Source organism: Pseudomonas sp. SDO5215_S409, assembly GCF_054071325.1.
The window spans coordinates 45,993-61,867 of the sequence record NZ_JBSVWN010000017.1 but is presented as its reverse complement, the minus strand read 5'-3'; the positions used below and the strand labels follow the sequence as shown (position 1 = coordinate 61,867).

Here is a 15,875-nt window from a genome sequence, read left to right as displayed (position 1 = left end):
AATCAGAGCAGCACCACGTCGTATTGTTCCTGGGAGTACATGGTTTCTACCTGGAAACGAATAGTGCGGCCGATAAAGCTCTCCAATTCGGCCACATTGCCCGACTCTTCATCCAGTAGCCGATCAACGACTTTCTGGTTGGCAAGCACTCTATAGCCCTCAGCCTGGTATGCGCGCGCCTCTCGTAAGATTTCACGGAAGATCTCATAGCAAACCGTTTCCGGGGTTTTCAGCTTGCCGCGCCCCTGGCAACTGCTGCAGGGCTCGCACAGCACTTGCTCAAGGCTTTCGCGGGTGCGCTTGCGGGTCATCTGCACCAGCCCCAGCTCGGTGATGCCGATGATGTTGGTCTTGGCGTGGTCACGCTCCAGCTGCTTTTCGAGGGTGCGCAGTACCTGGCGCTGGTGCTCCTCATCTTCCATGTCAATGAAGTCGATGATGATGATCCCGCCCAGGTTGCGCAGGCGCAGCTGACGGGCGATGGCGGTGGCCGCTTCGAGGTTGGTCTTGAAGATGGTTTCTTCAAGGTTGCGATGGCCGACAAACGCCCCGGTGTTCACATCAATGGTCGTCATGGCTTCGGCCGGGTCCACCACCAGATAACCGCCGGACTTGAGCGGCACCTTGCGTTCCAGGGCTTTCTGGATTTCGTCTTCGACACCGTACAGGTCAAAGATCGGCCGCTCGCCCGGGTAGTGCTCCAGGCGGTCGGCAATTTCCGGCATCAGTTCGGCAACAAATTGCGTGGTGCGCTGGAAGGTTTCCCGCGAGTCGATGCGAATTTTCTCGATCTTGGGGCTGACCAGGTCACGCAGAGTGCGCAGCGCCAGGCCAAGGTCTTCGTAGATGACGCTGGGCGCGCCGATGGTCTTGATCTGGGTGCCGATCTGCTCCCACAGGCGGCGCAGGTAGCGGATGTCCATCAGGATCTCGTCGGCGCCTGCGCCTTCTGCGGCGGTGCGCAGGATAAAACCACCGGCCTCCTTGATCCCTTCCGCCGCCACGCAATCGCTGACCACTTTTTTCAGGCGATCACGTTCGGCTTCATCTTCGATTTTCAGGGAAATGCCGACGTGCGCGGTGCGCGGCATGTACACCAGGTAGCGCGAGGGAATCGACAGTTGCGTGGTCAGCCGCGCACCTTTGGAACCGATGGGGTCCTTGGTGACCTGTACCACCAGGCTCTGCCCTTCATGCACCAGGGCGCTGATGCTTTCGACCGCCGCGCCCTCACGCAGGGAAATTTCCGAAGCATGGATAAAAGCGGCGCGGTCCAGGCCGATGTCGACAAACGCCGCCTGCATGCCCGGCAACACGCGCACGACCTTACCTTTATAGATATTGCCGACGATCCCGCGCTTCTGGGTGCGTTCGACGTGCACTTCTTGCAGAACACCGTTTTCTACCACCGCCACGCGCGATTCCATCGGCGTGATATTGATCAGGATCTCTTCACTCATGGCTAGGTCTCGTTCAGGCGTTTTCACAATAGTGGCCGATCGCTTGGGCTTGGCGCTGTAGTACCACGTTTAGCGCGCTGTAAGATTTTGCCAACAGGGTATGCCGAATTGGCCCAGAAGTTCTGCGGTTTCGCAGACGGGCAAACCCACCACTGCGGAGTAGCTGCCGTTAAGACAGGCCACAAACACCGCCGCCAGCCCCTGGATAGCATAGCCGCCCGCCTTGTCCTGAGGCTCGCCGCTGTGCCAGTAGGCCGTGGCTTCCTCGATGGAGAGGGTGCGAAAGCGCACGCGGCTGCTCACCTGTCGCACCTCACAGCGCTGGCCGTCCAGCATGGCAATGGCGGTGATGACCTCGTGTTCACGGCCCGACAGGGCCATGAGCATGGCCAGCGCATCGGCCTGATCCAGCGGCTTGCCAAGAATCTGCCCGTCAAGGATGACCGCCGTGTCGGCGCCCAATACGCACACGCCCGACACCTCGCCAAGCGCCACCCACCCGGCTGCGGCCTTGGCACGCGCCAGGCGTTCGACATAGGCAGTCGCAGGTTCATTGACAAGAGGGGTTTCATCGATGGCGGCACTGACCACGGTGAACGGCACACCGATTTGTGTCAGCAGCTCACGCCGGCGGGGCGAGCCTGAAGCGAGACAAAGCGAATTCATTGCAGACTCTCCCTGTAGGATTGATAACCAGGCAGAGCCTCGCGATCCATCAATTTATTTTGTAGCGGCGACGCAACCCACGCAGGCCAAAGCTGATCCACGGCCACAACAACGCACTGACCAGCGCCGGTAATACCAGGGCCAGGGTCGGCTGGCGGTTGCCAGTCAAGGCGCTGAGCCACAGCTGCACCAACTGCGCCAGGCCAAAGATCACCAGGATCACCAGGCACTGCTGCCACATGGGGAACATGCGCAAGCGCTGCTGCAACGACAGCACCAGAAAGGTGATCAAGGTGAGGATCAATGCGTTCTGGCCAAGCAAGGTGCCATACAGCACATCTTCCGCCAACCCCAGGCACATGGCCGTGACCATGCCCACTTTGTGCGGCAGGGCCAGCGCCCAGAACGCCAGCAGCAAGGCCATCCACAGCGGCCGCAGAATTTCCATGAACTGCGGCAGCGGCGAAACACTGAGCAACAAACCGATGGCGAACGTCAGCCACACGATCCAACCGTTGCGCGGATGAGTACCGGCCATTATTCCTCCCTCTGCCGAGTGGTTGCCGGCGCCGCAGCCGGTGTCGCCGCTGGCGGCTTGGGCGCGGCGGCAGGCTTGGCGGGACGGGCGCTATGGGCGACCGGCTTGGCCGGGGTTGCCACGGGCGCTGCCGGAACAGCCGGGGCCTGTGCAGCGGGCGCCGCCGGTTTGGGCACAGTGGCCGGAATGATCGGCGTGGCGCCGTTTTGCTTGTCTTGCGCTTCCTGGGCTTGCGCGGCTTCGTTGGCGCGCTCTTCCGGGGTGCGGTTGTCACTGAACACCAGCAACAGGTAGCGGCTGCGGTTCAGCGCGGCCGTCGGCACGGCGCGCACAATCGCAAACGGCTGGCCAGAGTCGTGGATCACTTCCTTCACAGTCGCCACCGGGTAGCCCGCCGGGAAACGCTGCCCCAGGCCGGAGCTGACCAACAGGTCGCCTTCCTTGATGTCGGCCGTGTCGGCCACATGACGCAATTCCAGGCGCTCGGGGTTGCCGGTGCCGCTGGCAATCGCCCGCAGGCCGTTGCGGTTGACCTGTACCGGGATGCTGTGGGTGGTGTCGGTCAGCAGCAGCACACGGGATGTGTACGGCATCAGCTCCACCACCTGGCCCATCAGGCCACGGGCATCGAGTACCGGTTGACCGAGGACCACGCCATCGCGCTCACCCTTGTTGATGATGATGCGGTGGGTGAAGGGGTTGGGGTCCATGCCGATCAACTCGGCCACTTCGACCTTTTCGTTGACCAGCGCAGACGAGTTGAGCAACTCGCGCAGCCGAACGTTCTGCTCGGTCAGGGCCGCCAGTTTTTGCATGCGCCCTTGCAGCAGCAGGTTCTCGGTCTTGAGTTTTTCGTTCTCGGCCACAAGCTCGGTCCGGCTGCCAAACTGGCTGGCCACACCTTGCCATAGCCGCTGCGGCAGGTCGGTGATCCAGTAAGTCTGCATCAGCACCAGCGACATCTGGCTACGCACCGGCTTGAGCAGTGTGAAGCGGGCATCGACCACCATCAGCGCGACCGATAGCACGACCAGCACCAACAGGCGCACGCCCAGCGAGGGACCCTTGGCGAAAAGCGGTTTAATGGGCCGCTCCTCCCAGGCAAATGTTTACATTATTCATACGGCATCAAACCGGCCTGGATGCAGATTGAAGAAGATAAACGCCAACAGGCAGCACTGCAAAGTGCTGCCTGCGGGCGAGACACGGAAACACTCAAGCAGCTTATTCGCTGGAGAGCAGGTCCATGGTGTGTTTATCCATCATTTCCAGTGCACGGCCACCGCCACGGGCGACGCAGGTCAGCGGGTCTTCGGCGACGATCACCGGCAGGCCGGTTTCCTGGGCCAGCAGCTTGTCGAGGTCACGCAGCAGCGCGCCACCACCGGTCAGCACCAGGCCACGCTCGGCGATGTCGGAAGCCAGTTCCGGCGGCGATTGCTCCAGGGCGCTTTTCACGGCCTGAACGATGGTGGCCAGGGACTCTTGCAGAGCCTCCAGCACTTCATTGGAGTTCAGGGTGAAGGCACGTGGCACGCCTTCGGCCAGGTTACGGCCGCGAACGTCGACTTCACGCACTTCGCCGCCCGGGTAGGCAGTACCGATTTCCTGCTTGATGCGCTCGGCAGTGGATTCGCCGATCAGGCTGCCGTAGTTACGACGCACGTAAGTGATGATCGCTTCGTCGAAACGGTCGCCACCCACCCGCACGGATTCGGCATACACCACGCCATTAAGGGAAATCAGCGCGATTTCGGTAGTACCACCACCGATATCCACCACCATCGAACCGCGTGCTTCCTCGACCGGCAGGCCCGCACCGATAGCGGCGGCCATTGGCTCTTCGATCAGGAACACTTCGCGGGCACCGGCCCCCAGGGCCGATTCACGGATGGCACGACGCTCCACCTGGGTGGACTTACAAGGCACGCAGATCAGCACACGAGGGCTGGGCTGCAGGAAACTGTTTTCGTGAACTTTGTTGATGAAGTACTGCAGCATCTTTTCGCAGACGCTGAAGTCGGCGATCACGCCGTCTTTCATCGGACGAATGGCAGCAATGTTGCCCGGTGTACGGCCGAGCATGCGCTTGGCCTCGGTGCCCACGGCAACGACACTTTTCTGAGTACCATGGGTCCGAATGGCCACAACGGATGGCTCATTCAGGACAATGCCGCGCTCACGCACGTAAATAAGGGTGTTGGCAGTGCCCAGGTCGATGGATAGATCGCTGGAAAACATGCCACGCAGTTTCTTGAACATGGGAAAGGGACCCTAGGCAACGCGTGGGTAAAAAAGTGCGGCAAACTCTAACAACGACAGGGATTTTGGGCAAGGCGCCAATATGTTAAATTGGCCGACTTTCTGTGCACCAACCCCCACAATCGCGGCCATATGACCGTAGAAATGCGGTAGTGTTCCGACAATCTAACACACGGACAGCCTCCGTTTTGTTTTCCACAGGAGAAACCCATGGCGCTTGATCGCTCCGACGTGGAAAAAATCGCTCATTTGGCCAGCTTGCGCCTCAATGAAGCCGATCTTCCACAGACCACCGAAGCTTTAAACAGCATTCTCGGGCTGGTCGACCAAATGCAGGCCGTGAATACCGACGGTATCGAACCCCTGGCCCACCCACTGGAAGCCCATCAGCGCCTGCGTGCAGACGTCGTGACCGAACGCAACAATCGCGAGGCCTACCAGTCCATCGCGCCAGCGGTCGAAAACGGCCTGTACCTGGTTCCGAAAGTCATCGACTAAAGGGAAAGAGCCTGCAATGCACGAATTGACTCTGGCCGAGATCGCCCGCGGTCTTGCCGACAAAAAGTTTTCCAGCGAAGAACTGACCAAGACCCTGCTTGCGCGCATCGCCGAGCTTGATCCTGCGGTCAACAGCTTCATCAGCCTCACCGAAGAACTGGCCCTGGGCCAGGCCCGGGCCGCCGACGCCCGTCGCGCCAACGGTGAGAACGGCGCACTGCTGGGCGCACCCATTGCCCACAAAGACCTGTTCTGCACCCAGGGCGTTCGCACCAGTTGCGGCTCCAAAATGCTCGACAACTTCAAGGCGCCCTATGACGCCACCGTGGTGGCCAAGCTGGCCGCTGCCGGGGCTGTCACGCTGGGCAAGACCAACATGGACGAATTCGCCATGGGCTCGGCCAACGAGTCGAGCTACTACGGCGCCGCCAAAAACCCGTGGAACCTGGAGCACGTGCCCGGCGGTTCGTCCGGTGGCTCCGCTGCGGCCGTTGCCGCGCGCTTCCTGCCGGCCGCCACGGCCACCGACACCGGCGGCTCGATCCGCCAGCCGGCGGCCTTCACCAACCTCACCGGCCTCAAACCGACCTACGGTCGCGTTTCCCGCTGGGGCATGATTGCCTACGCGTCCAGCCTCGATCAGGGCGGCCCGCTGGCACGCACCGCCGAAGACTGCGCAATTTTGTTACAAGGTATGGCTGGCTTCGATAAAAACGACTCCACCAGCATCGACGAGCCCGTTCCGGACTACAGCGCCAGCCTCAACACCTCGTTGAAAGGCCTGCGCATCGGCGTGCCCAAGGAATACTTCAGCGCAGGCCTGGACCCGCGCATCGCCGAACGGGTGCACGCCAGCGTCAAGGAGCTGGAAAAGCTCGGCGCCGTGATCAAGGACATCAGCCTGCCGAACAACCAGCACGCCATTCCGGCCTATTACGTGATCGCCCCGGCGGAGGCCTCCTCCAACCTGTCGCGGTTCGACGGCGTGCGTTTCGGCTACCGCTGCGAGAACCCCAAGGACCTGGCCGACCTGTACGCGCGCTCCCGTGGCGAAGGCTTCGGCGCCGAAGTACAACGGCGCATCATGGTCGGGGCCTACGCCCTGTCGGCCGGTTACTACGATGCGTACTACCTCAAGGCGCAAAAAATCCGTCGCCTGGTGAAGAACGACTTCATGGCCGCCTTTGAACACGTCGACGTGATCCTGGGCCCGACCACGCCAAACCCGGCCTGGAAGCTCGGCGCCAAGAACGGCGACCCGGTGGCCGCGTACCTCGAGGACCTCTACACCATCACCGCCAACCTCGCGGGCTTGCCGGGCTTGTCCATGCCCGCAGGGTTCGTCGATGGCCTGCCGGTCGGCGTGCAACTGCTCGCCCCGTATTTCCAGGAAGGCCGCCTGCTCAATGTGGCGCACCAGTACCAGTTGCATACCGACTGGCACACCCGCACCCCTACCGGCTTCTGAGGAGAACTGTATGCAATGGGAAGTCGTGATCGGGCTGGAGATTCATACCCAGCTCGCCACTCAATCGAAGATTTTCTCTGGCAGTGCCACCACCTTTGGCGCAGAGCCCAACACCCAGGCCAGCCTGGTCGACCTGGGCATGCCCGGCGTGTTGCCGGTCCTGAACGAAGAGGCCGTGCGCATGGCCGTGATGTTCGGCCTGGCGATCGACGCCCAGATCGGCCAGCACAACGTATTCGCCCGCAAAAACTACTTCTACCCGGACCTGCCCAAGGGCTACCAGATCAGCCAGATGGAATTGCCGATCGTCGGCAAAGGCTTTCTGGACATCCCGCTGGAAGACGGCACGGTCAAGCGCGTCGGCATCACCCGTGCGCACCTGGAAGAAGACGCCGGCAAGAGCCTGCATGAAGAGTTCAACGGTGCCACCGGCATCGACCTGAACCGCGCCGGCACGCCTTTGCTGGAAATCGTCTCCGAGCCGGACATGCGCAGCGCCAAGGAAGCCGTGGCCTACGTCAAGTCGATCCACGCGCTGGTGCGCTACCTGGGCATTTGCGACGGCAACATGGCCGAAGGCTCGCTGCGTTGCGACTGCAACGTGTCGGTGCGGCCAAAAGGCCAGGTCGAGTTCGGCACCCGCTGCGAGATCAAGAACGTCAACTCGTTCCGCTTCATCGAAAAGGCGATCAACACCGAGATCCAGCGCCAGATCGAGCTGATCGAAGACGGCGGCAAGGTCATCCAGCAAACCCGCCTGTACGACCCGAACAAAGACGAAACCCGCGCCATGCGCAGCAAAGAGGAAGCCAACGACTACCGTTACTTCCCGGACCCCGACCTGCTGCCAGTGGTCATCGAGGACGCGTTCCTGGACGCCGTGCGCGAAAGCCTGCCGGAGTTGCCGCAACAGAAACGCGAGCGTTTCCAGTCCCAACTGGGCCTGTCGGTGTACGACGCCAGCGTACTGGCCTCGAGCCGCGAGCAAGCGGACTACTTCGAGCACGTGCTGAGCATTGCCGGTGACGCCAAGCTGGCGGCCAACTGGGTGATGGTCGAGTTGGGCAGCCTGCTGAACAAACAGGGCCTGGAAATCGACGCGTCGCCGGTGTCCGCCGAGCAGTTGGGCGGCATGCTGCTGCGCATCAAAGACAACACCATCTCCGGCAAAATCGCCAAGACCGTGTTTGAAGCGATGGCTGCGGGCGAAGGCAATGCCGACCAGATCATCGAAAAGCGCGGCCTCAAGCAAGTCACCGACAGCGGCGCAATTTCGGCGGTGCTGGACGAAATGCTGGCGGCTAACGCCGAGCAGGTCGAACAATACCGTGCGGCAGACGAAGCCAAGCGCGGCAAGATGTTCGGCTTCTTTGTCGGCCAGGCGATGAAAGCGTCCAAAGGCAAGGCCAACCCGCAACAGGTGAACGAACTGCTCAAGAGCAAGCTCGAAGGCTGATAGCGGCGCAGCGAACGCAGGTGGAAGCGGGCTTGCCCCGCGACCACCTGCCTTTTGTGGAGGCTTTAACAGTGAGGCGTCTACTCGCAAGCTGTGCACTGATGTCGTTGCTCACCGGCTGCGCCAGCGGCCTGATCGACCCCAACGGCTACGACGAAACCGGCACCGCCTCCTATTACGGCGCCCGGCACCACGGCAACCGCACGGCCAGTGGCGAACCCTTCAACCAGAACGCCCTGACCGCCGCCCACCGGCGCCTGCCCTTCGGGACGCAGGTCAAGGTCACAAACCTGGACAACGACAAAAGCGTGGTGGTACGCATCAATGATCGCGGCCCGCATACCCGTGGCCGTTTGATCGACGTTTCGCGCAAAGCCGCCGAACAGTTGGGTATGCTCGGCAGCGGCACTGCGCGCGTGCGCGTCCAAGCACTCGGCAACTGACCCTCGGAGCCCCGACCATTTTTGGATTAACCGCCCTCTCACCCTTCAGCATGATCGAACTTATCAGCGGCCTGGTGCTGTTGATCTTCGGCGCCGAAATACTGGTGCGCGCCGCTGTGCGCCTGGCGGCCAGTCTCAAGGTGCGCCCGCTGATCATGGGCCTGAGCATCGTCGCCTTTGGCAGCAGCGCGCCGCAGATGGCCATCAGCCTGCAAGCCACGCTGGCCGACAACACGGACATCGCCGTGGGCAGCGTGATCGGCAACGGCATCTTCAATACCCTCGTGACCCTGGGCCTGTCGGCGCTGATCATCCCGCTGCGGGTTTCCCGCCAGTTGGTGCGCCTGGACATCCCGGTGATGATCCTCGCCAGCCTGCTGGTGTTTGCCCTGGCCGCCAACGAGTCGCTGACGCCCGCTGACGGGCTGGTGCTGCTCGCGGCGCTGGCGGCCTACCTGGCCCTGCTGCATTACCAGACCCGTCACTCGCGCCGCCCGCGCACGCTGGACACGGTGGCCCGCGCGCCCTGGCTGAGCAGCCTGTTGTGGATGCTCGGCGGGCTGGCGATTCTGGTGGCGGCCGGGCACCTGCTGCTGGGCGCGGCCGTGGAAGTCGCCTCCGAGTGGGGCCTGTCGGAACGCATCATCGGCCTGACGTTGATTGGCGTGGGCACCTCGCTGCCGTGCCTGGCCACTTCGTTGATCGCAGCCCTGCGCGGCGAGCGCGAAATTGCGGTGGGCAATGTGATCGGCAGCAACCTGTTCAACCTGCTGGGCGTGCTGGGGTTTACCGCGCTGGTGGCGCCGTCGCCCTTGTCGGTGTCGCCCAATGCGCTGGACTTCGACCTGCCGGTATTACTCGGCGTGGCCGTGCTGTGCCTGCCGGTGTTTTATTCGGGTTACCGCGTGACCCGCGCCGAAGGCGTGGTGTTTCTCGGGCTGTACCTGATTTACGGGCTGCATGTGGTGTCGTTCACCACCGGCATGCCGCTCGCCAATAAGCTGGAAAACCTGATGCTGTATTACGTCCTGCCGGTGCTGGTGGCGTTTTTGTTGTTCACCTCGCTGCAAGCCTGGCGCCGCCAACACAAGAGGGAACCGCAATGACCGCAGAAAAAAAGCCCGGCGTTGAAATGCGCAGGCAGGTAATGGGCGACGTGTTCGTCGATCGCGCCCTGGGCAACGCCACCGCGTTCACCCAGCCGTTGCAGGACTTTGTCAATGAACACGCCTGGGGCAGCGTGTGGAACCGCGAAGGGTTGCCGCTCAAGACCCGCAGCCTGATCACCCTGGCCGCCCTCACCGCGCTCAAATGCCCGCAAGAACTCAAAGGCCACGTGCGCGGCGCGCTGAACAACGGCTGCACCGTGGAAGAAATCCGCGAGGCCTTACTGCATTGCGCGGTGTATGCCGGCGTGCCCGCGGCGATCGATGCGTTTCGGGCGGCGCAGGAAGTGATCGACGCGTACCAGGCCAATCAGCAATGAGTGCACCCGCCCGCTAGATCCAGCCCCCGGCCTGCAACACAAAAATACCGATATTGGTGGTCACCGCCGCCATCAGCGTGGTGATCACGATAATCGCCGCCGCCAGTTCGTGATTACCTTGCGCCGCCCGGGCCATCACAAAGCTCGCAGCGGCGGTTGGCGCGCCGAAATACAGGAACAGAATCCCCAACTCCGGCCCGCGAAAACCACACAACCAGGCGCCCAGCGTGGCGAACACCGGCAAACCGACCATCTTCACCAGGCTCGCGCTGAGCGCCATATCGCCGCTCTTGCGCAAGGCTGCCAGCGACAAGGTCCCGCCAATGCAGATCAACGCCAGCGGCAGGGTCATGTCCGCCAGGTACTGGCCCGACGACTCCAGCCACCCCGGCAAACCGATCTTGAACACCGCGAACGGGGTGGCGGCGATCACGCTGATGATCAGCGGGTTGGCCAGCACGCTCTTGCAGATGCTCCAGGGGTCGGACTTGATCACCGGGCTGTACACCGCCAGCACAATGGTGGACAGCGTGTTGTAGAACAGGATCACCAGCCCGGCCAGGATAGACCCGAGCGAGATCCCGTAATCGCCATACATGCTGGCCGCCAGTGCCAAGCCGATCACCCCGTTGTTGCCCCTGAACGCACCCTGGGCATAAATGCCGCGGTCTGCGGGCGGGCAACGGAAAATCGCCCAGCCCCAGGCCAGGGCAAAGCTCAGCAACGTGGCGACGGCAAAGTAGACCAACAACCCGGGCTTGAGCGCCGAGTGCAAATCGGCGTGCAAGATGCCCAAAAACAGCAACGCGGGCATGGTGACGTTAAACACCAGGGACGACGCGGTGTGGATAAAGTTGTCGTTGATCCAGTTGATGCGCTTGAGCAACACACCAAGAAACAGCATGGCAAACACCGGCGCGGTGATGGTGAGGGTTGCGAGGAAAATAGCCAGCATGCCGGGGAAACCTGTGGGGTGGGCGTCGGTAGGTGGCTAATGATATGCCAGAGGGGGCCGTGGCGTCTGGTCGGGCGCTATCGCAGGCCCGCCCATGCCCATCAAATAGGGGAACGGGCGGGCCTGCGCTGCGGTTTCAGGTGATAGGTGCCGGGTTGAACAACGTGATGTCATTGTGCAGCTTGTGCCGTTGCGCCCACGTCTGCTTCTTGCCGCTGGCCACGTCCAGGTAGAAGTGAAACAACTCCCAGCCCAGCTCCTCGATGGTCGCCCGCCCAGTGGCAATGCGCCCGGCGTCGATGTCGATCAGGTCCGGCCAGCGCTGGGCCAGCTCCGTGCGCGTCGACACCTTCACCACCGGCGCCATCGCCAGGCCATACGGCGTGCCGCGCCCGGTGGTGAACACATGCAGGTTCATGCCCGCCGCCAGTTGCAGGGTGCCGCAGACAAAATCACTGGCGGGCGTGGCGCAGAAGATCAGGCCCTTGCCCTTGACCCGCTCCCCCGGGCCCAACACGCCGTTGATCGCGCTACTGCCCGACTTGACGATGGACCCCAGGGATTTTTCGACGATATTCGACAACCCGCCCTTCTTATTGCCCGGCGTGGTGTTGGCGCTGCGGTCGGCCTCGCCCTTGGCCAGGTAGCGGTCGTACCAGTCCATTTCCCGCACCAGCTCGCGCGCCACGTCCTGGTCTTGCGCACGGGAGGTCAACAGGTAGATGGCGTCACGCACCTCGGTGACTTCCGAGAACATCACCGTGGCCCCGGCCCGCAGCAGCAGGTCCGACGCATAGCCCAGCGCCGGGTTGGCGGTGATCCCGGAAAACGCATCACTGCCGCCGCATTGCATGCCCAGGATCAACTCGGACGCGGGCACCGTTTCGCGGCGCCGCAGGTCGAGTTTCTTCAGGCGGGTTTCGGCCAAGGCCATGATCTGCTCGACCATCTCACTGAACCCGTGGCCAGCATCCTGCAACCGGTACAACCACGGCTCGCTGAGGTCCACCGACGGGTCGTCCTCGTGCATCACCTGGCCGGCCTGCAACTTCTCGCAGCCAAGGCTGATCACCAGCGCTTCGCCGCCCAGGTTCGGGTTACGCGCCAGGTTGCGCACCGTGCGGATCGGGATATACGCGTCGGTGGCGGTAATCGCCACGCCGCAGCCATAACTGTGGGTGAGTGCCACCACGTCATCCACATGGGGATAGCGGGGCAACAGCTCCTCCTTGATGCGCTTGACCGCATGGTCCAGCACCCCGGTCACACACTGCACGGTGGTGGTGATGCCCAGGATATTGCGCGTGCCCACCGTGCCGTCGGCGTTGCGGTAGCCCTCGAACGTAAAGCCCTCCAGAGGTGCCGCAGCGGGCGGCACTTCGGTGGACAGCGGCAAACTGTCCAGCGGCGGCGCGGTGGGCATGCGCAACTGGTCTTCCTGCACCCAACTGCCCCGGGGGATCGGGCGCAATGCGTAGCCGATGACCTGGCCGTAACGAATGACCTGCCCGCCCTCGGGGATGTCCTCCAGGGTGACCTTGTGGCTTTGCGGCACAAAATCCACGGTCACCAGGCCGTCCGCAAACGCCGTGCCGGCCGGCACGCCCTGGTCGTTCACCACAATCACTACGTTGTCGCGCGCATGCAAACGGATGGAGCGCGGCGAGTCGGCATGTTCAATCAACTGCATCACACCACTCCCTCAAGAATGCACTTCGGACAATGTGCCCAGCTCGGGCCCCTTGGCAGGCGGCTCCTTGAGCACCACACGCTTGATCGGCCCCACAATGACCACGTAGCTGAACACCGCCAGCAGCGCATTGGCGCCCACAAACACCAGCGCCCACTTGAACGAACCGGTGGTGCTGATGATGTAACCGATCACAATCGGCGTGCTGATGGACGCCAGGTTGCCGAACATGTTGAACAAACCGCCGCTCAGGCCGGCGATTTGTTTAGGCGAGGTGTCAGAGACCACCGCCCAACCCAGTGCGCCAACGCCCTTGCCAAAGAAGGCCAGGGCCATGAAGCCCACCACCATCCATTCGATGTCCACGTAGTTGCACGCCACGATGCTGCACGACACCAACAGGCCGCCGATGATCGGTGCCTTACGGGCAAACGTCAGCGAATGGCCCTTGCGCAGCAGGCAGTCGGAAATCAGCCCGCCCAACACGCCCCCGATAAAGCCGCAGATCGCGGGCAACGAGGCGATGAAGCCCGCCTTGAGGATGGTCATGCCACGCTCCTGCACCAGGTACACCGGGAACCAGGTCAGGAAGAAATAGGTGATGCCATTGATGCAGTACTGGCCCAGGTACACGCCCAGCATCATGCGGTTGGTCAGCAACTGACGGATGTAATCCCACTTGGGCCCGTCCGTTTTTTTACCTTTGCCCTTGTCCTGGTCCATGTCGACCATGGCGCCGTTGCTGGCGATGTACTGCAATTCCGCGTCGTTGATCATCGGGTGTTTGCGCGGGCTGTGGATAAGTTTCAGCCAGATCAGCGAGAACAGGATGCCGATGCCGCCCATCACGATAAACACGTGCTGCCAGCCAAAGGTGTAGACGATCCAGCCCATCAACGGGGCGAACAGCACCGTGGCGAAGTATTGCGCCGAGTTGAAAATGGCCGACGCCGTGCCGCGCTCCGCCGTAGGAAACCACGCCGCCACAATACGGGCATTTCCGGGAAAGGACGGCGCTTCGGCCAGGCCCACCAGAAAGCGCAGCATAAACAGCGCGACGATGGCGGTAGAGAGGCCAAACTCACCGACATAGCCTTGCAGCACGGTGAACAGTGACCAGGTGAAAATGCTCAAGGCGTAGATTTTTTTCGAACCGAAACGGTCCAGCAGCCAGCCGCCGGGGATTTGCCCGGCCACGTAGGCCCAACCGAATGCAGAAAAGATATAGCCGAGGGTGACGGCGTCGACGCCCAGGTCCTTTTGCAGGCTGGAACCGGCAATGGCGATAGTGGCACGGTCGGCGTAGTTGATCGTGGTCACCAGAAACAGCATGAGCAGGATCAAATAGCGGACGTGGGTCGGCTTGGTCGCTTGCATGAAGATGTACTCCCACTAATTATTTTTTTTGCGGGTAATCAAATTGTATATCGCGCCAGCCACTTCATGAGGGAGCCCGGCTCCCCCCTGAAGCAGCTGCCGCCGGTCCTGCGTTTACGAACCGATGTAGCTGGTTTTGACCACGGTGTAGAACTCTTGCGCGTAGCGACCCTGCTCACGCGAACCGTAGGAAGACCCTTTGCGACCACCGAACGGAACGTGGTAATCCACCCCCGCGGTCGGCAGATTGACCATCACCATCCCGGCCTGGGAGTGGCGTTTGAAGTGGTTGGCGTACTTGAGCGAGGTGGTGGCGATACCGGCCGACAGGCCGAACTCGGTGTCGTTGGCCATCGCCAGCGCCGCTTCGTAGTCCGCCACGCGCACCACGTTGGCCACCGGGCCGAAGATTTCTTCACGGCTGATGCGCATTGCCGCGTCGCTGTCGGCAAACAGCGTCGGCGCCAGGAAGTAACCTTCGGTGTCGCACGTCACCAGGCCACCACCGCTGACCAGCCGCGCACCTTCGCTTTGGCCGATGTCGATGTATTTGAGGTCCTGGTCCAACTGGGCCTGGGAAACCACCGGGCCAATGTCGGTACCGCTTTTGAGCGCGTGGCCGACCTTGATCGACTTCATCCGCTCGGCCATGGCCGCCACGAACTGGTCGTGAATACCGGCCGTGACAATCAGGCGGCTGGACGCCGTGCACCGCTGGCCGGTGGAGTAGAACGCGCTCTGTACCGCCAGCTCGACGGCCTGTTTCAGGTCGGCGTCATCCAGAATGATTTGCGGGTTCTTGCCGCCCATTTCCAGTTGCACCTTGGCCTGGCGCGACACGCAGCTGACCGCGATCTGGCGGCCCACGCCCACGGAGCCGGTGAAACTGATGCCGTCGACTTTCGGGCTATTGACCATCACGTCACCGACCACGCGGCCGCTGCCCATCACCAGGTTGAACACACCGGCGGGGAAGCCTGCGCGGGAGATGATTTCTGCCAGCGCCCAGGCGCAGCCCGGCACCAGCTCGGCGGGCTTGAGTACCACGCAGTTGCCGTAGGCCAGGGCCGGGGCGATTTTCCAGGCGGGGATGGCGATCGGAAAGTTCCACGGGGTGATCAGGCCAACCACGCCCAGGGCTTCACGGGTGACTTCAACGTTGACGCCCGGGCGCACCGACGGCACGTAGTCACCGGACAAGCGCAGGCATTCACCGGCAAAAAACTTGAAGATGTTACCGGCGCGGGTCACTTCGCCGATGGCTTCGGGCAGGGTCTTGCCCTCTTCACGGGCCAACAGCGTGCCGAGTTCTTCGCGGCGGGCGAGGATTTCACTGCCGACCTTGTCCAGCGCGTCATGGCGCGCCTGGATCCCGGACGTGGACCAGGCCGGGAACGCGGCGCGGGCCGCATCGATGGCTTCATGGACCTGGCCGACATCCGCCTTGGCAAATTCGCCAATCACATCCGACAAATCCGACGGGTTGATGTTCGTGCAGTAGTTCGCACCGGCCACCCATTGGCCGTTGATGTAGTTTTCAAAACGCTTGGCTTGGGACACGAATTTCTCTCCTGAC

15 protein-coding genes are annotated in these 15,875 nt (G+C 62.3%); 6 read left to right on the top strand and 9 right to left on the bottom strand.

Annotated features, from left to right (window positions below):
- Window positions 1-2: 2 nt before the first annotated feature.
- The 5 genes from rng to mreB all read right to left on the bottom strand — a co-directional run bounded on the left by rng (window position 3) and on the right by mreB (window position 4,926).
- On the bottom strand, window positions 3-1,460 hold the full coding sequence (rng, locus tag ACW9H9_RS11605) for a ribonuclease G (protein WP_457343297.1): 1,458 nt from the start codon (window positions 1,458-1,460) through the stop codon (window positions 3-5).
- Between the two features lie 69 nt (window positions 1,461-1,529).
- On the bottom strand, window positions 1,530-2,126 hold the full coding sequence (locus ACW9H9_RS11600) for a Maf family protein (RefSeq protein WP_457343296.1): 597 nt from the start codon (window positions 2,124-2,126) through the stop codon (window positions 1,530-1,532).
- A 49-nt stretch (window positions 2,127-2,175) separates the two neighbouring features.
- A complete protein-coding gene (gene mreD, locus ACW9H9_RS11595; RefSeq protein WP_457343295.1) occupies window positions 2,176-2,664 on the bottom strand; it encodes a rod shape-determining protein MreD in 489 nt (162 codons plus the stop codon).
- Entirely contained in the window at window positions 2,664-3,749 is a 1,086-nt protein-coding gene (mreC, locus tag ACW9H9_RS11590) for a rod shape-determining protein MreC (protein WP_457343337.1), read from the bottom strand. The genes mreD and mreC overlap by 1 nt, the downstream gene beginning before the upstream one ends.
- A 139-nt stretch (window positions 3,750-3,888) precedes the next feature.
- Window positions 3,889-4,926 carry a rod shape-determining protein MreB gene (gene mreB / locus ACW9H9_RS11585; protein WP_457343294.1) on the bottom strand — a complete coding sequence of 346 codons (1,038 nt, stop codon included), beginning with the start codon at window positions 4,924-4,926 and terminating at the stop codon, window positions 3,889-3,891.
- A 210-nt stretch (window positions 4,927-5,136) separates the two neighbouring features.
- Between mreB and gatC the strand changes: the two genes are divergently transcribed.
- From gatC to ACW9H9_RS11555, 6 genes are all read left to right on the top strand, one after another.
- A complete protein-coding gene (gene gatC / locus ACW9H9_RS11580; RefSeq protein WP_457343293.1) occupies window positions 5,137-5,424 on the top strand; it encodes an Asp-tRNA(Asn)/Glu-tRNA(Gln) amidotransferase subunit GatC in 288 nt (95 codons plus the stop codon).
- A gap of 16 nt (window positions 5,425-5,440) precedes the next feature.
- Window positions 5,441-6,892, top strand: coding sequence for an Asp-tRNA(Asn)/Glu-tRNA(Gln) amidotransferase subunit GatA (gatA, locus tag ACW9H9_RS11575; RefSeq protein ID WP_457343292.1), 1,452 nt, complete (start codon window positions 5,441-5,443; stop codon window positions 6,890-6,892).
- A gap of 10 nt (window positions 6,893-6,902) precedes the next feature.
- On the top strand, window positions 6,903-8,348 hold the full coding sequence (gatB, locus tag ACW9H9_RS11570; RefSeq protein ID WP_457343291.1) for an Asp-tRNA(Asn)/Glu-tRNA(Gln) amidotransferase subunit GatB: 1,446 nt from the start codon (window positions 6,903-6,905) through the stop codon (window positions 8,346-8,348).
- Between the two features lie 71 nt (window positions 8,349-8,419).
- Window positions 8,420-8,791: a septal ring lytic transglycosylase RlpA family protein gene (locus ACW9H9_RS11565; protein ID WP_457343290.1), complete on the top strand. Its 372-nt coding sequence runs from the start codon at window positions 8,420-8,422 to the stop codon at window positions 8,789-8,791.
- A gap of 50 nt (window positions 8,792-8,841) precedes the next feature.
- A complete protein-coding gene (locus ACW9H9_RS11560) occupies window positions 8,842-9,897 on the top strand; it encodes a calcium/sodium antiporter (protein WP_457343289.1) in 1,056 nt (351 codons plus the stop codon).
- Window positions 9,894-10,277, top strand: coding sequence for a carboxymuconolactone decarboxylase family protein (locus tag ACW9H9_RS11555; protein WP_457343288.1), 384 nt, complete (start codon window positions 9,894-9,896; stop codon window positions 10,275-10,277). The genes ACW9H9_RS11560 and ACW9H9_RS11555 overlap by 4 nt, the downstream gene beginning before the upstream one ends.
- Window positions 10,278-10,290: 13 nt before the next feature.
- Here the strand turns inward: ACW9H9_RS11555 and ACW9H9_RS11550 are convergent, their stop codons facing one another.
- The 4 genes from ACW9H9_RS11550 to ACW9H9_RS11535 form a co-directional block, all read right to left on the bottom strand.
- Window positions 10,291-11,232: an AEC family transporter gene (locus tag ACW9H9_RS11550; RefSeq protein WP_457343287.1), complete on the bottom strand. Its 942-nt coding sequence runs from the start codon at window positions 11,230-11,232 to the stop codon at window positions 10,291-10,293.
- Between the two features lie 136 nt (window positions 11,233-11,368).
- Window positions 11,369-12,922: a galactarate dehydratase gene (garD, locus tag ACW9H9_RS11545; protein ID WP_457343286.1), complete on the bottom strand. Its 1,554-nt coding sequence runs from the start codon at window positions 12,920-12,922 to the stop codon at window positions 11,369-11,371.
- A gap of 12 nt (window positions 12,923-12,934) precedes the next feature.
- On the bottom strand, window positions 12,935-14,299 hold the full coding sequence (locus tag ACW9H9_RS11540; RefSeq protein ID WP_457343285.1) for an MFS transporter: 1,365 nt from the start codon (window positions 14,297-14,299) through the stop codon (window positions 12,935-12,937).
- A 114-nt stretch (window positions 14,300-14,413) separates the two neighbouring features.
- Window positions 14,414-15,859 carry an aldehyde dehydrogenase family protein gene (locus tag ACW9H9_RS11535; protein WP_457343284.1) on the bottom strand — a complete coding sequence of 482 codons (1,446 nt, stop codon included), beginning with the start codon at window positions 15,857-15,859 and terminating at the stop codon, window positions 14,414-14,416.
- Window positions 15,860-15,875: the final 16 nt, after the last annotated feature.

Excerpts from the sequence above, each read along its gene's own strand:
- rng (WP_457343297.1), bottom strand. The coding sequence starts at position 1,460 with ATGAGTGAAGAGATCCTGATCAATATCACGCCGATGGAATCGCGCGTG.
- ACW9H9_RS11600 (WP_457343296.1), bottom strand. The coding sequence starts at position 2,126 with ATGAATTCGCTTTGTCTCGCTTCAGGCTCGCCCCGCCGGCGTGAGCTG.
- mreD (WP_457343295.1), bottom strand. The coding sequence starts at position 2,664 with ATGGCCGGTACTCATCCGCGCAACGGTTGGATCGTGTGGCTGACGTTC.
- mreB (WP_457343294.1), bottom strand. The coding sequence starts at position 4,926 with ATGTTCAAGAAACTGCGTGGCATGTTTTCCAGCGATCTATCCATCGAC.
- gatC (WP_457343293.1), top strand. The coding sequence starts at position 5,137 with ATGGCGCTTGATCGCTCCGACGTGGAAAAAATCGCTCATTTGGCCAGC.
- gatA (WP_457343292.1), top strand. The coding sequence starts at position 5,441 with ATGCACGAATTGACTCTGGCCGAGATCGCCCGCGGTCTTGCCGACAAA.
- gatB (WP_457343291.1), top strand. The coding sequence starts at position 6,903 with ATGCAATGGGAAGTCGTGATCGGGCTGGAGATTCATACCCAGCTCGCC.
- ACW9H9_RS11560 (WP_457343289.1), top strand. The coding sequence starts at position 8,842 with ATGATCGAACTTATCAGCGGCCTGGTGCTGTTGATCTTCGGCGCCGAA.
- ACW9H9_RS11555 (WP_457343288.1), top strand. The coding sequence starts at position 9,894 with ATGACCGCAGAAAAAAAGCCCGGCGTTGAAATGCGCAGGCAGGTAATG.
- ACW9H9_RS11550 (WP_457343287.1), bottom strand. The coding sequence starts at position 11,232 with ATGCTGGCTATTTTCCTCGCAACCCTCACCATCACCGCGCCGGTGTTT.
- garD (WP_457343286.1), bottom strand. The coding sequence starts at position 12,922 with ATGCAGTTGATTGAACATGCCGACTCGCCGCGCTCCATCCGTTTGCAT.
- ACW9H9_RS11540 (WP_457343285.1), bottom strand. The coding sequence starts at position 14,299 with ATGCAAGCGACCAAGCCGACCCACGTCCGCTATTTGATCCTGCTCATG.